This window comes from Piscinibacter defluvii, assembly GCF_004011805.1.
GTDB classification, from domain to species: Bacteria; Pseudomonadota; Gammaproteobacteria; order Burkholderiales; family Burkholderiaceae_C; genus Piscinibacter; species Piscinibacter defluvii.
On the sequence record NZ_RCHJ01000031.1, the window covers coordinates 1 to 18028 of the forward strand.

At 64.9% G+C, this 18028-nt stretch carries 13 protein-coding genes; 7 read left to right on the plus strand and 6 right to left on the minus strand.

Annotated features, from left to right (window positions below; all coding sequences use genetic code 11):
- The 4 genes from D9C15_RS30280 to D9C15_RS30295 form a co-directional block, all read right to left on the minus strand.
- Positions 1-3045, minus strand: coding sequence for a helicase-related protein (locus D9C15_RS30280; protein ID WP_128003220.1), 3045 nt, complete (start codon positions 3043-3045; stop codon positions 1-3).
- On the minus strand, positions 3035-5038 hold the full coding sequence (locus D9C15_RS30285) for a UvrD-helicase domain-containing protein (RefSeq protein ID WP_128003222.1): 2004 nt from the start codon (positions 5036-5038) through the stop codon (positions 3035-3037). Before D9C15_RS30285 ends, D9C15_RS30280 begins: the two co-directional genes overlap by 11 nt.
- Positions 5035-6615 (minus strand): DNA cytosine methyltransferase, encoded by a 1581-nt coding sequence (locus tag D9C15_RS30290; protein WP_128003224.1) that lies wholly within the window; start codon positions 6613-6615, stop codon positions 5035-5037. The genes D9C15_RS30285 and D9C15_RS30290 overlap by 4 nt, the downstream gene beginning before the upstream one ends.
- A gap of 157 nt (positions 6616-6772) precedes the next feature.
- Positions 6773-8140, minus strand: a complete 1368-nt coding sequence (locus tag D9C15_RS30295) for a replication initiation protein (RefSeq protein WP_128003226.1) — start codon at positions 8138-8140, stop codon at positions 6773-6775.
- Positions 8141-8732: 592 nt separating this feature from the next.
- On the opposite strand from D9C15_RS30295, the gene D9C15_RS30300 reads away from it, so the two are divergent.
- Positions 8733-9971 (plus strand): AAA family ATPase, encoded by a 1239-nt coding sequence (locus D9C15_RS30300; RefSeq protein ID WP_128003228.1) that lies wholly within the window; start codon positions 8733-8735, stop codon positions 9969-9971.
- A 67-nt stretch (positions 9972-10038) separates the two neighbouring features.
- Positions 10039-11118 (plus strand): ParB/RepB/Spo0J family partition protein, encoded by a 1080-nt coding sequence (locus tag D9C15_RS30305; protein WP_240668656.1) that lies wholly within the window; start codon positions 10039-10041, stop codon positions 11116-11118.
- Between the two features lie 63 nt (positions 11119-11181).
- Here D9C15_RS30305 and D9C15_RS30310 read toward each other — a convergent pair whose 3' ends face one another.
- Both D9C15_RS30310 and D9C15_RS30315 read right to left on the minus strand, forming a co-directional pair.
- Positions 11182-11466, minus strand: a complete 285-nt coding sequence (locus tag D9C15_RS30310) for a hypothetical protein (protein WP_128003230.1) — start codon at positions 11464-11466, stop codon at positions 11182-11184.
- The gene (locus D9C15_RS30315; protein ID WP_128003232.1) at positions 11444-13306 is read right to left on the minus strand and encodes a site-specific integrase; all 1863 of its coding nucleotides are present in this window, start codon (positions 13304-13306) and stop codon (positions 11444-11446) included. Before D9C15_RS30315 ends, D9C15_RS30310 begins: the two co-directional genes overlap by 23 nt.
- 407 nt (positions 13307-13713) lie before the next feature.
- Between D9C15_RS30315 and D9C15_RS30320 the strand changes: the two genes are divergently transcribed.
- The 5 genes from D9C15_RS30320 (at position 13714) to D9C15_RS30340 (ending at position 18028) form a co-directional block, all read left to right on the plus strand.
- Positions 13714-14184 carry a helix-turn-helix domain-containing protein gene (locus D9C15_RS30320; RefSeq protein WP_128003233.1) on the plus strand — a complete coding sequence of 157 codons (471 nt, stop codon included), beginning with the start codon at positions 13714-13716 and terminating at the stop codon, positions 14182-14184.
- Position 14185: 1 nt separating this feature from the next.
- A complete protein-coding gene (locus D9C15_RS30325; RefSeq protein WP_128003234.1) occupies positions 14186-14767 on the plus strand; it encodes a PIN domain-containing protein in 582 nt (193 codons plus the stop codon).
- Between the two features lie 265 nt (positions 14768-15032).
- Positions 15033-15311, plus strand: coding sequence for a metal/formaldehyde-sensitive transcriptional repressor (locus D9C15_RS30330; protein WP_128003235.1), 279 nt, complete (start codon positions 15033-15035; stop codon positions 15309-15311).
- 12 nt (positions 15312-15323) lie between these two features.
- On the plus strand, positions 15324-17324 hold the full coding sequence (locus D9C15_RS30335) for a heavy metal translocating P-type ATPase (protein WP_128003236.1): 2001 nt from the start codon (positions 15324-15326) through the stop codon (positions 17322-17324).
- Positions 17325-17467: 143 nt separating this feature from the next.
- The gene (locus D9C15_RS30340) at positions 17468-18028 is read left to right on the plus strand and encodes a recombinase family protein (protein ID WP_128003237.1); all 561 of its coding nucleotides are present in this window, start codon (positions 17468-17470) and stop codon (positions 18026-18028) included.

Sequence of the window (18028 nt, forward strand, 5' to 3'; positions counted from 1 at the left end):
TCAAATTTCGATCGGCACGATCCTCTCAAGTGGGTCAAATTTCAGTCGGCGCCAACAGGAGACGGCTGACACGCGCAGCAGGATCGCCTGGACCAGATCGCGGACCGCTTGACCGGAGGGATCGAAACGCGTCGCGTCTTCGTCCCCTCCGAGACCGGGCACAAGGTGCCTCACGACGGAGGCGACCACTGCGTGCAGCGCCTTGTCCCTGGCACGCGGCGCCCATGGCGTGACACTCGTGGCCTCGACGCTTCGATAGAGCGCACTGTGATAGCTGCGGAAGTGTTCGAAGTGGGACAGGTCCCTGGGCCGTCCGAAGTTGTATAGCGTGATCACCAGGCCCGGGATGCCGCGACCGACCCGGCTGCTGGCCTGGATGTACTCGGCAGTCGACTTGGGTTGCCCGTTGACGACCATCAGCCCGAGCCGCGGCACGTCCACGCCGACCGAGATCATGTTCGAAGCCAGGACGGCGTCCTTCGGCGCAGCGAATTCGAACGGATCGGCCTTGAACTGCGCGAGTGTCGTCGAGAGCGCGTGGAGCAGACCCGGCAACTCGCGCGACGACTTGCGGCTGCTCAGCTCCTCGGGTTCGAGCTCGAGATCGCGCCTCTTCGAGGCGAGACGCCCCGCGAGGAACTGCATCTGGCGGGGGACGTCGTCCTGCATGAGGACATAGGCACCGCCCAGCTCTCGAAGACTGTTGAAGTACGCGACGCAGGTCCAGTAAGCATCGATCGACGCATCATCGGCCTTGCCTCTCTCGGCCAGCGTCGCCGCCGATTGGAGCAGCGCCGCGATCACGGCCTGCAGTGCGAACTTCGGGCTGCGCCCTGCCGTCGGGATGCCGACGTAGAGTCTGTCGGGACCGGTGGAATCGCGCACCGCGAAGAAGGAGTCCGACGCATCGAATCCGGGTGGCGGGAACTGCAGCACACTCCTGTCGAAGAGGGCACGCACCTGCTCGGCCGCGTGGCCGATGGTGGCTGTCGAGCCGATCACCTTGGGCCGCACCTTGCCCCGCGTGCAGACGAGATCGACGATCGTCTCGTAGAGACCCGCCATCGATCCGAGCGGTCCCGATATGAGATGCAGTTCGTCCTGGATGATGAGCCCCGGCGGCAGTCCGCCATCGAGGCCGAAGATGCGCCTGATGTCGGTTCGCCTCGGTAGCTGTGCGAACTTGTCGATGGTCCCGATCAGCAGCGACGGTGGAGACTCGTAGATGGTGGCATCGACGGTCAGAACGGGCAGCGGCCGGCCGCCCGTCTCGCAGTCCTTCTGGCTGCACGTGATGTCGATCCGTGGCTGCAGCGGATCGGCCCGGTATGCGGTACCCCTGAGCTCCGAGCCGCACACCGGGCAGCGGAGCAGTTGCCGCGGCGTGGACTTGGGCTTCTGGTCAGCGTGCTCTTGGTCCAGCGCCTCCCGCGCATCCTCCATCAGGTTGGGCGTTGCTTCGCCGCCGACGTAGAGCCCGAGCGAGATGCGCGCGTCACCCAGACGCTTGTCGGACTCGCGGATCGCCTCGCACGCGGAGATGAGGGATGCGGCGCGCTGGAACTGCTGCACGGTCAGCAGCCGCAGCGTGTAGCGCATCAGAACGTCGACACCACCGTGCTCGCGACGGTGTCCGTCGGTCAGCCGCCGGTGGAAGATCTGGAAGGCAGTCAGCGCAAGATAGGCTTCGGTCTTGCCGCCTCCGGTCGGGAACCAGAGCAGGTCCATGCATTCGCGATCGTCAAGGCTGGGATCAGCCAGGCCGGGAACGACCAGCAGCATGAAGGCCAGCTGGAATGGACGCCACTGGAGCGGTCTCGGATGCTCCTTGGCTCGATATCGCGACTGCCGATCCATCGCGGCATTGGCCAACGCGAAGGCGCTCCAGACGGCGTCATCGCTGCGGAGCATGTCCACGCCAGCCCGGATGCGGTCCAGGGTCGAACTGCATCTTCCGAGGTTGTGGTCGGCGGCATCCCGCAGATCGCCACGGAATTCCTCCAGGCGAGCGCGCAGGAACCGGTCGATCCACTCCGCATACCGATCCGCGAATGCCGCGAGTGCCGCGACGACTGCCGCACGTTCGGACTCCCGCGACAGGAACTCGGCCTTCAGCGCATCCGGATAGGAGGTCCTGAACTCGTCGAGGAAGGCGTGACCGTCAGGACTTGTTCCGAGCACGCGGGTTTCGGGCAGCCATGCCGTGCGCACATGGCCGACGGCCGCGGTCGCATCCGGCGGCCATGTGGCGGCCACACCGTGGCCCACTGCGAACTCGCGCACGTCCCGGTACAGCAGCGAGTTCACCAGCGAGTCCTCGTCGCCACCCGTGATCGGCGGCGCACTCCGGGGCTGGATGCCGGGCGACTCGCCGACAGTCGCTTCGATCACGATGCCCGCCTGGAACAGGCAACGCGCGTCACGGGGCCCGGCATCCTCGTCGTCGGTCTCCTCGTTGATCAGGGTCACGGTGTAGACATGCTGCGCAGGTCCGACGCGCCTTCGGACGTGGAGCGCAAGGCGCTTGTCCGTGATGCCGGCCCCTTGCGCGTCGACGAACTGGTTGATGCGGAGGGTTCCCGACTCCTGCGCAGGCGACAGACGGACCGAATAGCCCAGCTGACTGCGCTTCCATGCCTTGCGGACCTGTGCACCCTTGGGCGCTGCGGTGCCGGCGGTGGGGTCCGGTTTCGCATCCGGGTCGAGCTCCACCGGCACGTACCGGGAGGTTTCCCCCAGGCCGATCGTGATCGTCGCTTCCTTGGCCACGGCGAACGTGATCCCGATCGAGCACGGACGGATGGCTCGATAGCCAGGGACCGAGGCCTCCACCGCCGACGCCGGATCACTGCCGCTGTCGAGCCCGGCGTCGTCGTCCATTCCGTCCACGGGTGCGCCGCGCGGCCAGAGGATGCCGGTCAGGTAGGTGTCCACAGGTGCGGACTCGATGATCTCGTCGGGAGCCAGCGGACCCATGAGCAGTGCGCTCGCCAGCTCGGCGAGATCCGCCCTCACCTGCTCCTGCGGCTTGTGGTCATTTGCCATTGCGCTTCCAGGTCTTGAAGTCACCCGTGCCGAAGAGCGTGATACCCAGCCAAAGGCGGCTTGACCGCCAGGGTTCCGGGACCGCCTCGGCCATGTCGCCACGGGCGCAAAGGGTGACGATCTCGCCGATGCGGAGATTGAAGATCGTGTTCGGCAACCACAGTCCTTCGTTCCACAGGTACGCGAGGAGATCGTCGGTCACCTGCTGGGTGGTCCGTGCGAGCCTCCGGCCCGCCTTGGTGCCTTCCTGCAGGCAGATCTCCCATCGCGCGTCGCGCATGCGCGATTCCTCTTCATCGGAATCCAGCCGCTTCAGGATGACCTTGTGTCCGCGAAGCTGCGCCGCTCTGGACGCAAGCATCTGCTGCAGCTCGGTCACCTGCTCGTCGCCGCCATGGAACTCAGCGTCCACGAGGCTGTGAGGATCGATGTCACCGGCAAGGCCGAACTGGAAGTTCGTCATTCTTCCGGTCTTGCCGGGTGAGCCGAGCATCGCGAATCGACTTCGTCCGGTTCTGAGCGATTCATCGAACGGCCCGGCATACACGGAATCGGACGGTATCCGGTTCAGCACCCTGCCCGCCCGTGTCACCGCGACGAATCCAACGTTCGCGAGTTCCAGCGGATCCTCGGGTTCCTTCTGGTTCTTCCTGGCGCGAGGGTCGAGAAGCGAGACGTTGTCGAACTCCATTCCCTTGGCCTGGTGGACGGTCGTGATGTAGACAGCGGCTTGCTCTGTCGTCTGATCGTCGGGGAACGAATCCGGCCATGCCAGGCGCTCGCGCAGATCTCCCATGTCGATCGCCGAGGCGTCGTCGCTGGCGCCGCTCGCGCGCGCAAGCCTTGCCCAGCACACCTGGAGGGATGGCATGTTCAGAGCCGTGCGCGCGTCCGGATCGAACTCTTCCAGGGTCTTCCGGTAGACGGTCTCGAACGTCGATCTGGCGACGTTCTGCGGCTTGAAGCGCCAGAGGAGTGACGCGATCCAGGCGGGAGCCGATGGCGTCTCGCCCGCTGTCCGGAGTCGCACCGACACTGCCGGGCCTTCGACCTGATCGCCGAGCAGCATCTTCACCACGCGCAAGGCTTCGCCATTCGTGCGCGTCAGGATCGCCACCGAGCCCGCCGGCAGGCTCGCGAGCCAATCGGGGCTGAGCTGCGTTCCTGCCGGCATGCCCGGGATCCGTTCGAGGAACCGCTGCATGGCGGCCAGCTTCTTCGGTGCGGTCAGGTCCTCGCTCTGCAGGATCTTCCGCAGGCTTGCCGCCATGCTGGCGAGCTTTTCGGTGGACCGATGATTGCGGGTCAGCGAGACCTCGCGCAGCCCGGAAGCCATCCGGGTCTTCAGCCTCTCCCACGGATCACCGGCTGCGCCATGTCCGCTTGCTCGGGCCGCCCATCGGTAGATCGACTGGACTGGGTCGCCGAGGACCGTGAAGCCGACACGCCGACCTTCCGCATTGAGCCGGGAGAGCAGCTCGATGACCATGTCCGCCCGCACTCCGGGCAGATCCTGGAACTCGTCGACGATCACGTGGCGAATACCGGCGAGCCGATCGGCGACGATCGCATTGGACTCGTCGGCGAGAGCCGATGTCGCCGCGACGATGTTGTCATCGTGCTGGCGACCCAGGAGTTCCGGTACGGCGGCACCGCATTGCCGGAGAATGCGGAACGCCCAGGAGTCGAAGGTGCGAATCGCCAGGTGCCGCAGGTCCTCGACGACATGCCCGTCGGCGAGCTGCAGGCCGGCGATGCGGCGGGTCAGCGTCGCCACCGCGCTCCGCGAGAAGCTGAGAACCAGGATCTGCGCCGGCAGAAGGCCCGAGCGGATGAGGTGCGCGAGCCGCATGGCCGCGACCTGCGTCTTACCCGTTCCAGGTCCGGCCACGACCAGCAACCAGGCCTCCGACGGTGCGTCGATGACCTCGGCCTGCTCGGGGTTCGGTTTGAATGCCGTGTCTCCCGGCTGCGAACCGGTCCCGGCTGTCATGCCGCCCTTCCCTCTGCCAGCTTCTCCGGGCGTTCACGCGCTTGGACTGCGCGGGATCGCATGAGACCATGCACCACCTCCGCGATGCGTCTCGCGAGGAGCGGAGGAACGGCATTTCCCACCTGCGTGTACTGCTGCGTCCTGTTTCCCTCGAAGAAGTAGTCATCGGGGAACGTCTGCAGGCGCGCAGCCTCGCGCACTGTGAGGCTGCGACATTGGGTCGGGTCGAAGTGGATGTAGTAGTGACCGTCCTTGGCGATGTGCGAGACGATCGTGCTCGACGGTCCGTGCGCGCATTGCACCCTGAACCTGTCAGGAAAGGGCGTTCGGCGCTCGATGATGTCCCTCGCGTTCTCGTGATCGGGAAGTAGCGCTACTGGGAAGTTCTCGAGCTTGGGCGCGTGGCCGAACTCCTGCGCGAACGTTGCAGCGAAGAGGTATCTCGCCAGATCGCTGGCCATGTGCTGACGCGCCTCGTGCTGGATCACTCCACCGAGCCCGGGTGCATCCAGCCAGGCCGAGAGTTCCTTGGGCGCGCCAGTCAGGCTCGCACGTTTACGCACGAAGGCTCCACCGGCATCGTCGAGTTCCGACGCCACCGTGGCCGCAGCGCTCATCGCGGCCATGACCTGCCGCTCGCCGCCGACGCCCCATCCCCTGACCGTCGCCGGCGCGCTTCGTACGACATCGCGCCAAGCCTCGGCGGAGTCGGCGCCTCGGGACAGGCGGCTCCTGATCCTCGGCATGCCCGCCAGGGTCTGCCCCACCGTGACCTGCCGGGCGGCTTCGACGAGGAGTTTCGAAGGCCGACGCGAGAGGTCGGATCGGACTCCGAGAAGGATCACGCGATGTCGCGTCTGTGGGATTCCGTAGCGCTCCGCCTCGATGATGTAGTCGTCGGGGACGAGGCCGAAGACTTCGTCGCGCTTCACGAGGGACCGGATTTCGTAGGAGAGGCCCTTCGCCGGTGCCGCAAGGTCCCTGCAGATGCGAGAGAACATCGGCGTTCCCCCGTGGTGAGAGGAGATCAGCCCCTTGACGTTCTCCATGACGAACACCGGCGGTGCGTGCGCACGGATGATGCGCAGGTATTCGCGATAGAGGAAGTGCTTCTCGTCTGCCTCGAAGGCGATGTCATTTGCTCGCCTGGCCCGACCCGCCAACGAGTACGCCTGGCATGGCGGCCCGCCGATCAGGACCCAGTCCGTCTCACCGGCGAGGGCCGACCGGATCCGCGAGTCGACGGTGACCGCCGGACACTTCCCGAGTTCGGCATTCATCACCTCCTCGCTGGCCTCGCGGAACGCCTCCCGGACCATCGGAAGCCCGTCGAACGTGGCGCGATCGATGCCACCTCGAAGGAGTTCGTAGTAGGTGTCGAGGTCTCCGGCCTCCGCCAGGTGCCTGCGAACGGCGCGGAGGCGAAGCGTCTGGCAGGCAACCGCTTCCTTCTCGACGGAAAGCGCGAGACGGAACGCTCGCTGACCGCGCTCGTCGGTGAGGGACGAGAACCCTTCGCCCAGTCCACCAGGTCCGGCGAATACGTCGACTATCGGAATTGGCCTGGTGCCTCCCACCTGCTGCCCTTCAATTCAATATTGTTCTCGTTGCATTCTGCCCTCTGGCCGAATGGCCGGACCTTCGATCCGCACAAGTTCGGGAACATCCGGGCCGGACAGGGGTGTGCCTGTCGTGCGGGCGAAACGATGCCGCTCCTTGCCTGGCTTCCTGCGGTCAACTCTCTCGAGTGATGGCGAATTCCAGCAACTGCTCCGTCGTCACCTCGCCCGGCCAGAGGGATTCGGCCAGCCAGCGATAGAAGGTGCTCGACGCGATACGGCTTCTCACACCATCGGTGCGCCAGGCCTTGGCGATCGGCGCGGCCAGTTCGCCCAGCTTGTCCGCTTCGAACTTCGCGAACTGCTCGGACTTCTGACTCTCCGTCATTTCGCCGAACAGCACACGTGCCCTGTTGGTTCTTGCATGCTGCCACTCGTCGCGCAGCTGCTGGAGCTTCTCGGTGACGCTCGGCGCGGGGGCCGGTCTCTCTACCGGCTTGTCACTGTCATCGCCGTGACCCGCGTACTGCTTCTTCAGTGCGTCCCGCAGATAGGCAGCGGGCGACTTGAGTTCCGGTAGCGTCTGACTCTTCATTCGCTGCTCGACATGCTCGACCGTCGCACGAAGAACACCTTCGTCGGTCACTGCGTACAGATCCTGCGCATCCGCACGCTTGATCCCGAGGGCGATCAAGCGTTCGACCAGCTGGAGGTCGAACACGTTCTTCGTCGTGTCCTTCATGCCGTCGAGACTGGCCTGCGGCTTGGGGATGATCCGGAACTGGAGCTCCTCGACCTTCCGACCTCGCTTGTGCTCGACGACCTCCATACGGAAGTCCTCGCACAACGTGTCGAGTTCGACGAGCGCCTTCTTGATGGTGTCGCGTCGCAGGATCCGGTAGTCGACCTTCTCGATGTCGCTGCGGCCGGTGAGCACGGAGGCCCACCAGATCACATCCTCCCGCATCGTGATTCGACCTGGCGACGTCAGGTACCGCGCCCCCAGTTCGTACAACACGGCGGCAGCGTAGCTGCGCATCTGGGAACTGATCTCCAGCAGCACCCGTGTGTACTGTGCAGGCTTGAGGAGCTGCTCGCGTATCGGCTCGGGGTATGTCCAGGTGATCGTGCACGCCTGGCCACGACCAGGCTCATGGATGACGACAGGCCCGAGCAGCTGAGTCGATGTCCACTTCCGGGATGCGCCCGAGCTTGTGTGCCACTCGATGGTGGTTGCCTGCATGTCGCGGATGTGCGACTTGAGCAGCTCGGTGTTGTTCGACGTGAATCGTGCGTCGCCGATCAACTCCGCGAGGTTGATGGTGTACGCGGGGTTGTCGACCCCTTGCCGCTGTGCGTGATAGAGGAAGACGTTGTAGATCCGCCTCGACAGCAACGTCAGCTTTCCACGCTTCGGCCTGATGGCAATAGCTTCATTCGCTTTCGCGACGGACTGTTCGTCAGGACGCGTCGCAACAGCTGCGGATCTGGATCGTCTCTTTCTACCGTGGGGCGGCACTTGGTCTTCTGGATCCGACTCCATCAGCGCGACTTAGAGAACTAGCGGAATGCCATCTTGGCTTGGTATTGTGAGTGTGTCAAATCACAGTAGACCACGGGCGGCCGCAAGGTCGCCTTGCTATCTTGAAGATCACACTTGAGAGATTGAAGAGTTGTAGGGGCGGAAAAAGCGTTGTCCGACAGTCACTTGGCGCCAGAGGAGCGAGTGGATATGGGGATGTTCCGGAGACTTCTTGGGCACCTCCCGGAGTGGACTTGGGGTGCGGCGGCGTCGATGCGGAGGTTTTTTGGGGATGTCGGTGAGTGGACTTGGGGTACAGGTCAGTTTGGTCGCACCAAAATGCACAAATCTGCAGCGATTCACCGGCGTAGTTTGGTACGACCGAAAGATCGGCTCTCCGAAGCCGCCCTGCCAGCTCCCAACATCCCCAAAAGCTCTCACAGTTGAGGGTCGCGTCAGGCGTCGCTGAGTTCGGGGTCCCCAAAGAGTCTCACACTCCGTCGGTCTCAGACGGATCGCCCATTTTGCAGCGATTCGACGGTTTTCGGTACACTTGCCGGAAAGCATCGAACGAGGCGAAATCTTGGCGACAACGGCTGATTCAGCGACACAGGTGAGCAGGCCTGGCAACCAGGTTGCCGCGCCCTCCTCCACATCATCGGTCGCTCCGCGCGCGCTGATCGACATCCAGCGCATCCAGGCCCTTGCGAACCGTGCAACCAGCATGGTGGAACAGATCCGAGGCCGCCTGCTGGCGCCCGAGGCCAAGAAGGTCTCGCCTCTCTACTCGGCGTCGCAGGTGGCAACGCTGTGCGGCGTCGACAAGGCGCATGTCAACTACCGGATCTCGAAGGGTGATCTTCCGGTCGGGCAACTGACGCCGACGGGCGGCAAGCGTGAGTTCAGTCTGCCGGAGGTGCGGCGATGGAGTCGTACCTACAGAAGCGAGAAGATGCGACCCGCCGGCCAGAGAGCCATCTGCATAGCCGTCGCCAACTTCAAGGGTGGGGTTTCGAAGACGACGAGCGCGATGATCCTCGCCCAGGGGCTGAGCCTTCGCGGGCACCGGGTGCTCGCGATCGACATGGATCCCCAGGGTTCGCTCACGACGCTCAACGGGCTGCTGCCGGAGGCCGAGGTGAGCGAGGAGATGACGGTCGCGCCGCTCTGTTCCGGTGAGACCAGCGACATCACCCCTGCGATCCGCTCCACGTACTGGGATGGCCTGGATCTCGTTGCTGCGGCGCCATTCCTGTTCTCTGCGGAATTCGCTCTGCCGGCTCGCCAGATGAACGATCCCACGTTCCGTTTCTGGGACGTGCTGAATGCCGGTCTGGAGCCCGTGCGGGACCTCTACGACATCATCATCATCGACACGCCGCCATCGCTGTCCTACGTCACGATCAACGGGCTCTGGGCGGCGGACGGCATCGTTGTTCCGGTCCCTCCTTCCGGACTGGACTTCGCCAGTTCGTCTCAGTTCTGGAGTCTTCTCGCCGATCTGGGTAGCAACCTGGATCAGCAGGAGAAGGGCGGCGCGCGGAAGGTGTTCGACTTCCTCCACGTGCTCCTCAGCCGCGTCGACCAGGCCGACGCCGCAGCACCTGCGGTCAGGCAGTGGATCCAGGCGACTTACGGCGAGTTCGTGCTTCCCGTCGAGATTCCCAAGACCTCGGTCACCAGCAACAAGGCCGCAGAGTTCGCCACGGTCTACGACGTCCAGAAGTACGACGGATCCGCGAAGACCTACAAGCGGGCCGTAGATGCGTACGACCGGTTCGTGGATCTGGTCGAGGAGTCGGCCGTCGAGTCCTGGCGGGCTCGACGCGCCGGCGGAGGGCAAGGCAGATGAAGATGCACCACGCGCGAGCTGAACATGGTTCGTGGCAACCAGGTTGCCAGTCAGGAGGGGCAGGGGAATGAGCACGAAATCGAAGCTGCTTGCAGTGACCGAAGGCCTGCAATTGCCTCCCGAGATTCCGGCCAGCGCGCAGCCGCCGTCCCCCGCGGAAGGACGGCCGGCGGTCGAAGCAGGCCAAGCTGGGGTTGCGGCCGAAGCGCAGACCCGATTCCCACCCGCCGCGCCGAGCCCGTCGGCGAAGACAGGGCCTGGCCAGATGCTGCAGTTCCGGGGGCAGATGCTGGCGGTGGAAGGTGAGCTCGGCAAGCTTCGCGAGCGACTGAAGGAGCACGAGGGGTCTGTACCGACCCGCAAGCTGGACCCGGCGTGCATCGTCCCGAGCCGCTGGGCGAACCGCCATGCGGACTCCTTCGGCAACGCGGACTTCCTGCGACTGAAGCAGGACATCGAAGTCGCCGGAGGCAATGTGCAGCCGATCGCTGTGCGGCCGCTGCCGGAACAGGCCGGGCGATACGAAATCGTGTTCGGCCACAGGCGCCACAGGGCTTGCAGCGAACTCGGCCTTCCTGTCCTGGCCATGGTCGAGACGGCGCCATTCACCGACCACGAGCTCTTCTCGGCGATGGACCGCGAAAACCGCGAGCGCGCGGATCTTTCTCCGTTCGAGCAGGGCACGATGTACAGGCGGGCGCTCGATGCAGGGCTGTACCCATCCAATCGGCGGCTCGCAGAGGCACTGGGGGTCTCGCACACCTGGGTTGCCAACGTCCTCCTGGTGGCCGATCTGCCACCTCCGGTCATCGAGTGCTTCAGGACCCCCATCGAGATCCAGCATCGTCACGCGAAACTCATCGCCAGCGCGTTCGAGGCCGACCGCAAGGGCGTACTCAGGCGTGCGGAAAAGCTCAGGCTCCAGGGGAAGCGGCTGGCCCCGGCGGCGGTCGTCGAGGCGCTGATCGGACGTACGGAAGAGCCTGCGGCGGCAAAGCCGACGACCTTGAAGGTCGGTGGCAAGTCGGTGGGCAGCTGGCGCAGGGACGGGGCAGGGCGGGTGACGGTCGAACTGGCACCGGGTGTCGTCCCGGAGGAGAAGCTGGAGAAGCTGCTGGAAGCGATCGCCCGCTCGATCGAGGAATAGCTCACCGGCGCGCTGCATTTGGGGTTGGCAACCGGGTTGCCACTCGCATGGCGATCCGACCCGTCAGAGCGGCACCCACTCCGGTCCCTCGTCGGCCTTGATCCGCGCGACATCCGCGTCCACAGCGTAGCCGCAAGGCCAGACGACCGTCCCCCCAGCGAGCGCCGCACGGAAGAACTCGGACACGTCGAGCAGTCTCGATTGGTCTCCGCGCAGGCGCTGTGGGTCGAAACGGATCCTGAGGTGTGACGAGTCCTCGAACCTGACATCGATGGCCAGGTGTTCCGGGACGGACAGACCGACGATCCGCACGCCGCGCCAGCCTTCAGTCCGGCCTTGGTTCGCCATCGCCGAAGGCGTCACGGACGGCGCGATGGCGTCTCGCCTTCTCTGCGCGGACGTAGATCGATGTCGTGGCAAGGCTCTCGTGGCCGAGATTGGCCTGCAACACGTCCTGTGGGACGCCGCGTGCCGCCGAGTGCGACCCGTACGTGTGTCGAAGCCAGTGGGTCGATGCCGCGCGGATCTGCTCGGCGGCCCGTCCGTCCGTCGCCAGAACGTGGTTGGCGCACCGCTCGAACCCGGCCGCCAGGATCTCGTAGATCCGCGCCGCCGAGAGCGGGGATTCCTCTCCAAGCCTGGCGACCAAAGGGGCCTTCGGGTCGTTGGCGAGGAGATCCGGATCGAGTCCGCGCGACCGCAGATAGGCCCGTAGAGCTTCCACTGCCGGATCGGGCAAGGGCACCTCACGCCACTTCTTGCGCTTGCCCAGAACCATGATCGACCAGACCCACTCGCCATCGTCCAGTTGTTCGTGGCGAAGCCATCCGAGTTCGGCCGACGCAAGCTCTGCCAGCCGCATTCCGGTCATGTAGGCGAAGTCCAGGATGAACTTCAGCCGGTGAAGGGCAGGGGAGGGCGCCGCGACCAATTCCTCGTGGATCCATTCCTGGACCAGCTGCCACTGCTTCCGCGAGAGCGCCCGCAGCTGCGGCATCGACGGTGCATCTGGGCGTGCCGGTACGTCGTCCCAGGGGTTCGAGTCCAGGTAGTGCCGGCGCACCAGCCACTCACACAGCGATCGCACGATGGTCATGGCGGTCGACTGCGAGCGCACCGACAACGCTCCCTCGAACGGCCGCCACGCTTCCGACCATCGCCGGGCGTTCCTGGGGCCGGTCCATTCGGGACCAGGCGAGGCCAGGAAGTCTCGGTAGGAGACGCAGTCGTCGCCGTCCAGCGAAGACAGCGGCTTCCGCCGATGGATGACGGCCCACAGCAGGAAGCGCTCGGCCTCCTTTCGGTACGCGCGCCAGGTGTGAGTACCTTCCACGCGCAATCGCAGCCAGGCCTGGATCGCCTCGTAGTCGTTCGACGCGGCCACCTTGCAGCGGTCGGGTGATGCGCGGTTCGTGCCTCTCGACCCATCGCGCTCGGCTGGTGGCCGGAATCGTTCCAGCGGAACGATTCCGACACGAGGCGGCGGAGTCAGGGCGACTGTGTCGATCTGCGATAGCGGCGCGAGTGCCGGCGAGGGCAGCGCGCCCAGGGAGTCTTCGTGCTCGCGGATCCAACGCACCAGGCGAGACGCTCCTTCCGGGCCGACCTTCGGTATGTGGCGGTACCAGTGGAATCCCTTCGTCCTGATCCAGAAGACGAGATCCCGCAGTGTCAGGATGCCTACCGCCTCGAGGCGGCGCGCCACACGCTCGTCCAGCCAGGCGCTCGCCGCATCGTCAGGGGAGGGGGCTCGTGCGCCGACGCTCGTGAGCCACTGAACTGCCTGAACCAGCCGCTCCCGCAACCGCTGACGCCGCCGCGCCGCACTGCGTGCGTCCGCAGACCCGTACCGCTCCTGGTGCAACGCGATCAGCTCGGCCTCGCTGTAGTAATCCGCCGGCTGATCGGCTGCGAACTCCTCCAGCGTCGGGATCCGAGAGCCCGTGCCGTCGGGTATGGCCTCGGGATCCCTGCGCAGGAGGGCCGCGATCTCCGGCCTACCGTGGGCTCTGGCAAGGGCGCGCAGTTCGTCCAGCAGGCGCCTGAGCTCGCCTCGGGCGCGCCTCGCGTCGCCGGCACCGTTCACGTAGAGATAGCGGTTCCAAGCAGGAACCAGTTCGAGTCCCTCTGCCCAGCAGCGCACGTAGGCCATGTGGGCGTGGCTGAGGCGAAGGGTTTCGGTGCTCATGGGGTGAGAAGCCGGCACGACAGGGGCTCGAGGGACGCTCGCAGGAGGGAGCTCCTTCGATAGTGCCCAAGTGCTTGTCGCTGAACAAGTTTCTCGAAGTGTGCCCCAAATCGAGGGGGTTTGTCGGCCTAAATCCACTACTTTGATAATAAGGGTTATCAAAGTATCAAGCAGCCTGAGGCGCACCTCGGCAGATCGCTTCTCGCCGAGACGGGCTGCGGGCTCTTGGTTTATGCGACGCGTGCAGAGCCGTCGGCATCCGTGAGAGAAGTCCGCATAGCTCGGGCGTACACCTAGAACACTTGCTGCACTTATTGCGTTTAATCTGTACGATGCCGAAAACGACGGGGTGATGCCCGAAGGAACAGCCAACCGGCTGTCACCGTGGCACCCCAGGAGAACCCGCCATGCGCACCCTCGAGAAGGCAAGACAAGTCCTGCCACCCCCGATGTCGCCGAAGGACATCGAGATGGCCCGTGTCGCCCAGCGTTGCATCATGGAGGCGCTCGACCACTCGCGCGCTGCTGCGATCACGCTCACCACCGACACCGGCGAGCATCCGAGCGTCGAAGTCCCTCCTGCGGCGCTGAAGCTGATCGGCCAGCTTCTGGGCGCGATGAGCGAAGGCAGGCCCATCGCGCTCGTCCCCTCCAGCCAGGAATTCAGTACCGTCGAGGCCGCCCACTTCCTCAACGTCTCCCGACCGTTCGTGATCAAGGAGATCGAGGCCGGCCGACTGCCGCATCGGATGGTCGGCACCCACCGGCGAGTCGCCTTCGAGGACCTGATCGCCTACGCGCGCAAGATGCGCGAGAACCAGGAGGCAGCCCTCGAGCGCCTCGCCGAGAACGCACACGAGCTGGGGCTGGAATACTGACGTGGCCGGGCACGCACGCTACACGGCGCTGCTCGACGCGTGCGTCCTCTATCCGCTGGCCATGACGGACGCGTTGATGAGCCTCGCCACGGCGGGGCTCTATGCAGCCAAATGGACCACACGCATCGAAACCGAGTGGATCGCTGCGCTCGAAGAGCGCCGGCCGGATCTCAAGGGGCGGCTGGACACCCGACGCGACCAGATGCGCGAAGCCATTCCTGATTGGGAAGTCCCGGAGGCAGCGTGGCAGGCATGTGCGGGCAGCCTTCGTCTGCCCGACCCGGATGACGTCCACGTGCTCGCCGCGGCGCTGGCAGGACACGCCGACTGCATCGTCACGGCGAATCTGAAGGACTTCCCGGTCGAGGCCGTGGGGCCGCTCGGCGTCGAAGTCATTCACCCCGACCAATTCATCGTCGCGCAATGGGACCTCGACCAACTCGTGGCGGTCGCGGCCTTCAAGCGTATGCGCGCACGATGGAAGAAGCCGCAGGCGACGGCAGAGGATTTTGCGAACGCCATGGAGCGCGGCGGACTGCCGGCGACGGCGCAGCGGCTGCGCGAGGCCATCGAACTGATCTAGATCGAACCCTTTCCGACCGACGAATCCGGGATGGTGCAATGCCGATCGGATCCGGCGGAAACCCTCGATCCGTCCGGTAAGCTGACGCCCATGGTGCGCATGCCGGCGATCGCATGGCGAAGGCACACGTACCGATCCGGGGTCGCCTCAGAAAACGGAAAACAAAGCACGCTAAGAGTTCAAGGCTGCACTAACTGGCATCAATGGCTTTTTGCCTGCGCCTCTGATACCATACCCACCTATCTTATTTACGCAGGAGCTGCCCGTGAGCCACACCGTCCGCGAAAAGACCAAGCTACTCGGCCGCGTGCGCCGCATCCGTGGCCAGGTCGAGGCGCTGGAGCGCGCATTCGAAGCCGAGAAGGGGTGCGCCGAAGTGCTGCATCAGATCGCGGCCGTGCGCGGCGCCATGAACGGCCTGATGACAGAAGTCATCGAAGACCACATCCAGACACACATCGCCAGCCCGGCGATCACCAACGAAGCGGAACGCAGTCAGGGCGCCGACGAGCTGATCGACGTGCTGCGCGCCTATCTCAAATAGGGAATTTGCACCATGAATCAACGACATGATCATCCGTTTGCGCCGGACTTAGCAGACCAAGCCAGGCAGGGGACCACGGCTCCGGCAGCACACGAGCACCACCACGACCATGATGATGAGCATCATCACGACCACGATCATGCCTTCGAGTGGCCGGAAATGCTCCGTATTGCGGTGGTCGCGCTGGCCGCCGCAGCCGTTTGGTTCCGGCTGTGGGAGCCGTTCTCGGCGGTTAGCCTGATTGGTGTGGTGGGCCTTGCGGTCGGCGGTTGGCCGATCTTCAAGGAGGCATTCGAAAACCTCATCGCGCGGCGCATGACCATGGAGTTGTCCATGTCGATTGCCATCGTCGCGGCGGCGGCCATTTCGGAGTTCTTTACCGCCTTGGTCATCACGCTGTTCGTGCTGGTGGCGGAAGTGCTGGAAGGTATGACGGTCTCGCGCGGCCGACGTGCGATCCGCGATCTGCTCGACTTTCTGCCGCGTGCGGTGTCGGTGCGCCGCGCCGGCAGCGTTTCGGAGGTCGATGCCGACGCGTTGGCAGTGGGCGACGCCGTCCTGGTCAGTCCGGGCGGGCGCATACCGGTGGACGGCACCGTGCTTGCTGGCCACTCGTTCGTCGACCAGTCGCGCATCACCGGTGAATCGCTGCCCATGGAAAAAACGGCTGGCAACAGCGTGTTCGCCGGCTCGATCAACCAGTCGGGTGCATTGGAAATCCGTGCCGAGCGCATTGGTCGCGATACCAGCTTCGGCAAGATCATCGAGGCCGTCGAGCAGGCCGAGCGCTCGCGCGCCCCGGTCCAACGTTTGGCGGACCGGATGGCTGGCTACCTCGTCTATATCGCGCTTGCTGCGGCGGTGCTCACCTGGCTCCTGACGCGCGACATCCGTTCGACGATCTCGGTGGTGATCGTTGCGGGCGCCTGCGGCATCGCGGCAGGCACACCGCTGGCCATTCTCGGGGCGATCGGTCGCGCCGCGCGCGCCGGCGCCATCGTCAAGGGGGGGCTTTTCCTCGAGCAGCTCGGCCAGGTGAATACCGTCGTCATGGACAAAACGGGCACGCTGACCTACGGGCAGCCGGAGGTCCAAGCCCTTCTGCCGGCCCCTGGCGTGGAGGAAGGCGAGCTGCTCGATGCAGCCGCCGCTGCTGAATTGCGTTCGGAACATCCGCTGGGCAAGACCATCGTCGCACATGCCCAGGCGACAGGTCGGATCATTGCTGAACCGGAGCGCTTCGGATACACGCCAGGGCGCGGCATCGACGCAACCGTGAGCGGTGAACGCGTGCTGGTCGGCAATCTCGCCCTCATGCGCGACCACGGCATTGCGGTTCCCGACGGCTTGCTCGTCGCCCACCCGGAGGCGTCCGAGGTATTCGTCGCACGCGGTCAAAGGTTGCTGGGGGCTATTGCGGTTGCGGACCGCGCACGCCTGGAAGCCCGCAAAGCCGTCGCTGCGATTCACGCCCTGGGCATACGCACGGTGCTCCTCACCGGTGACACCAAGGTGGTCGCTGAGGCGATGGCCACCCAGTTAGGGATGCAGGAGGTGGCCGCTGACATGTTGCCGGAGGACAAGCGCCAATATGTACAGCGTCTCGTTGGCGCGGGCCGCATCGTGGCGATGGTGGGCGATGGTGTCAACGACGCCCCGGCGCTTATCGAGGCCCAGGTCGGCGTGGCGATGGGCTCGGGCACCGACGTGGCGCGAGAGAGCGCTGACGTGGTGTTGCTGGGTAACGACCTGGAGAAATTCGTCGAAATGCTTGTGATCGCACGCCGCACGCGGCGGATCATCTGGGCCAATTTCGCAGGCACGATCGGTGTCGATCTCCTAGGCATCGGACTGGCGGCGTTCGGGTTGCTCAATCCGTTGGTGGCTGCGTTCATCCACGTCGCCTCGGAGCTGACTTTCATCCTGAACTCGGCAAGGCTCCTGCCGGCCCGCGCAAACGACGGGGCCAGTGCGGCATTGCCAGAGTCGGAAAGAACGAATGCGGCAACCTGAGGCGTCAGCTTGAGCTATACCCTAACTTGGCGTCTGACCACCCGGCGCGGAAGCGTCAGAATAGAGTCATCTTGCGAATTGTTTGACACGCGCCGTCAAGGGTCATAGATTTCTTCCTGACACATTTCCCTCAGGAGGATACCTTGCACGGCCAGCGCATCGGTTACGCCCGCGTCAGCAGCTTCGACCAGAACCCGGAACGGCAGCTCGAACACGTCCGGGTAGACAAGGTGTTCACCGACAAGGCGTCGGGCAAGGACACCCGGCGGCCTGAACTGGAACGGCTGCTGGCCTTCGTGCGCGAGGGCGATACGGTGGTTGTGCACAGCATGGATCGTCTGGCGCGCAACCTCGACGACCTGCGTCGCCTGGTACAGGGCCTCACCCAGCGCGGTGTGCGCATCGAGTTTGTGAAGGAGCATTTGACTTTCACCGGCGAGGACTCGCCGATGGCGAACCTGATGCTCTCGGTGATGGGCGCGTTTGCCGAGTTCGAGCGCGCCCTGATTCGTGAGCGGCAGCGTGAGGGCATCGCGCTCGCCAAGCAGCGCGGTGCCTACCGTGGCCGCAAGAAGGCGTTGTCGCCCGAACGCATTGCCGAGCTACAGCAACGCGCCGAGGCGGGCGAGCAAAAGACCAAGCTGGCTCGCGAATTCGGAATCAGCCGCGAAACCCTGTACCAATACTTGAGAACGGATCAGTAA

Excerpts from the sequence above, each read along its gene's own strand:
- D9C15_RS30305 (WP_240668656.1), top strand. The coding sequence starts at position 10,039 with ATGAGCACGAAATCGAAGCTGCTTGCAGTGACCGAAGGCCTGCAATTG.
- D9C15_RS30295 (WP_128003226.1), bottom strand. The coding sequence starts at position 8,140 with ATGGAGTCGGATCCAGAAGACCAAGTGCCGCCCCACGGTAGAAAGAGA.
- D9C15_RS30335 (WP_128003236.1), top strand. The coding sequence starts at position 15,324 with ATGAATCAACGACATGATCATCCGTTTGCGCCGGACTTAGCAGACCAA.
- D9C15_RS30320 (WP_128003233.1), top strand. The coding sequence starts at position 13,714 with ATGCGCACCCTCGAGAAGGCAAGACAAGTCCTGCCACCCCCGATGTCG.
- D9C15_RS30315 (WP_128003232.1), bottom strand. The coding sequence starts at position 13,306 with ATGAGCACCGAAACCCTTCGCCTCAGCCACGCCCACATGGCCTACGTG.
- D9C15_RS30280 (WP_128003220.1), bottom strand. The coding sequence starts at position 3,045 with ATGGCAAATGACCACAAGCCGCAGGAGCAGGTGAGGGCGGATCTCGCC.
- D9C15_RS30285 (WP_128003222.1), bottom strand. The coding sequence starts at position 5,038 with ATGACAGCCGGGACCGGTTCGCAGCCGGGAGACACGGCATTCAAACCG.
- D9C15_RS30310 (WP_128003230.1), bottom strand. The coding sequence starts at position 11,466 with ATGGCGAACCAAGGCCGGACTGAAGGCTGGCGCGGCGTGCGGATCGTC.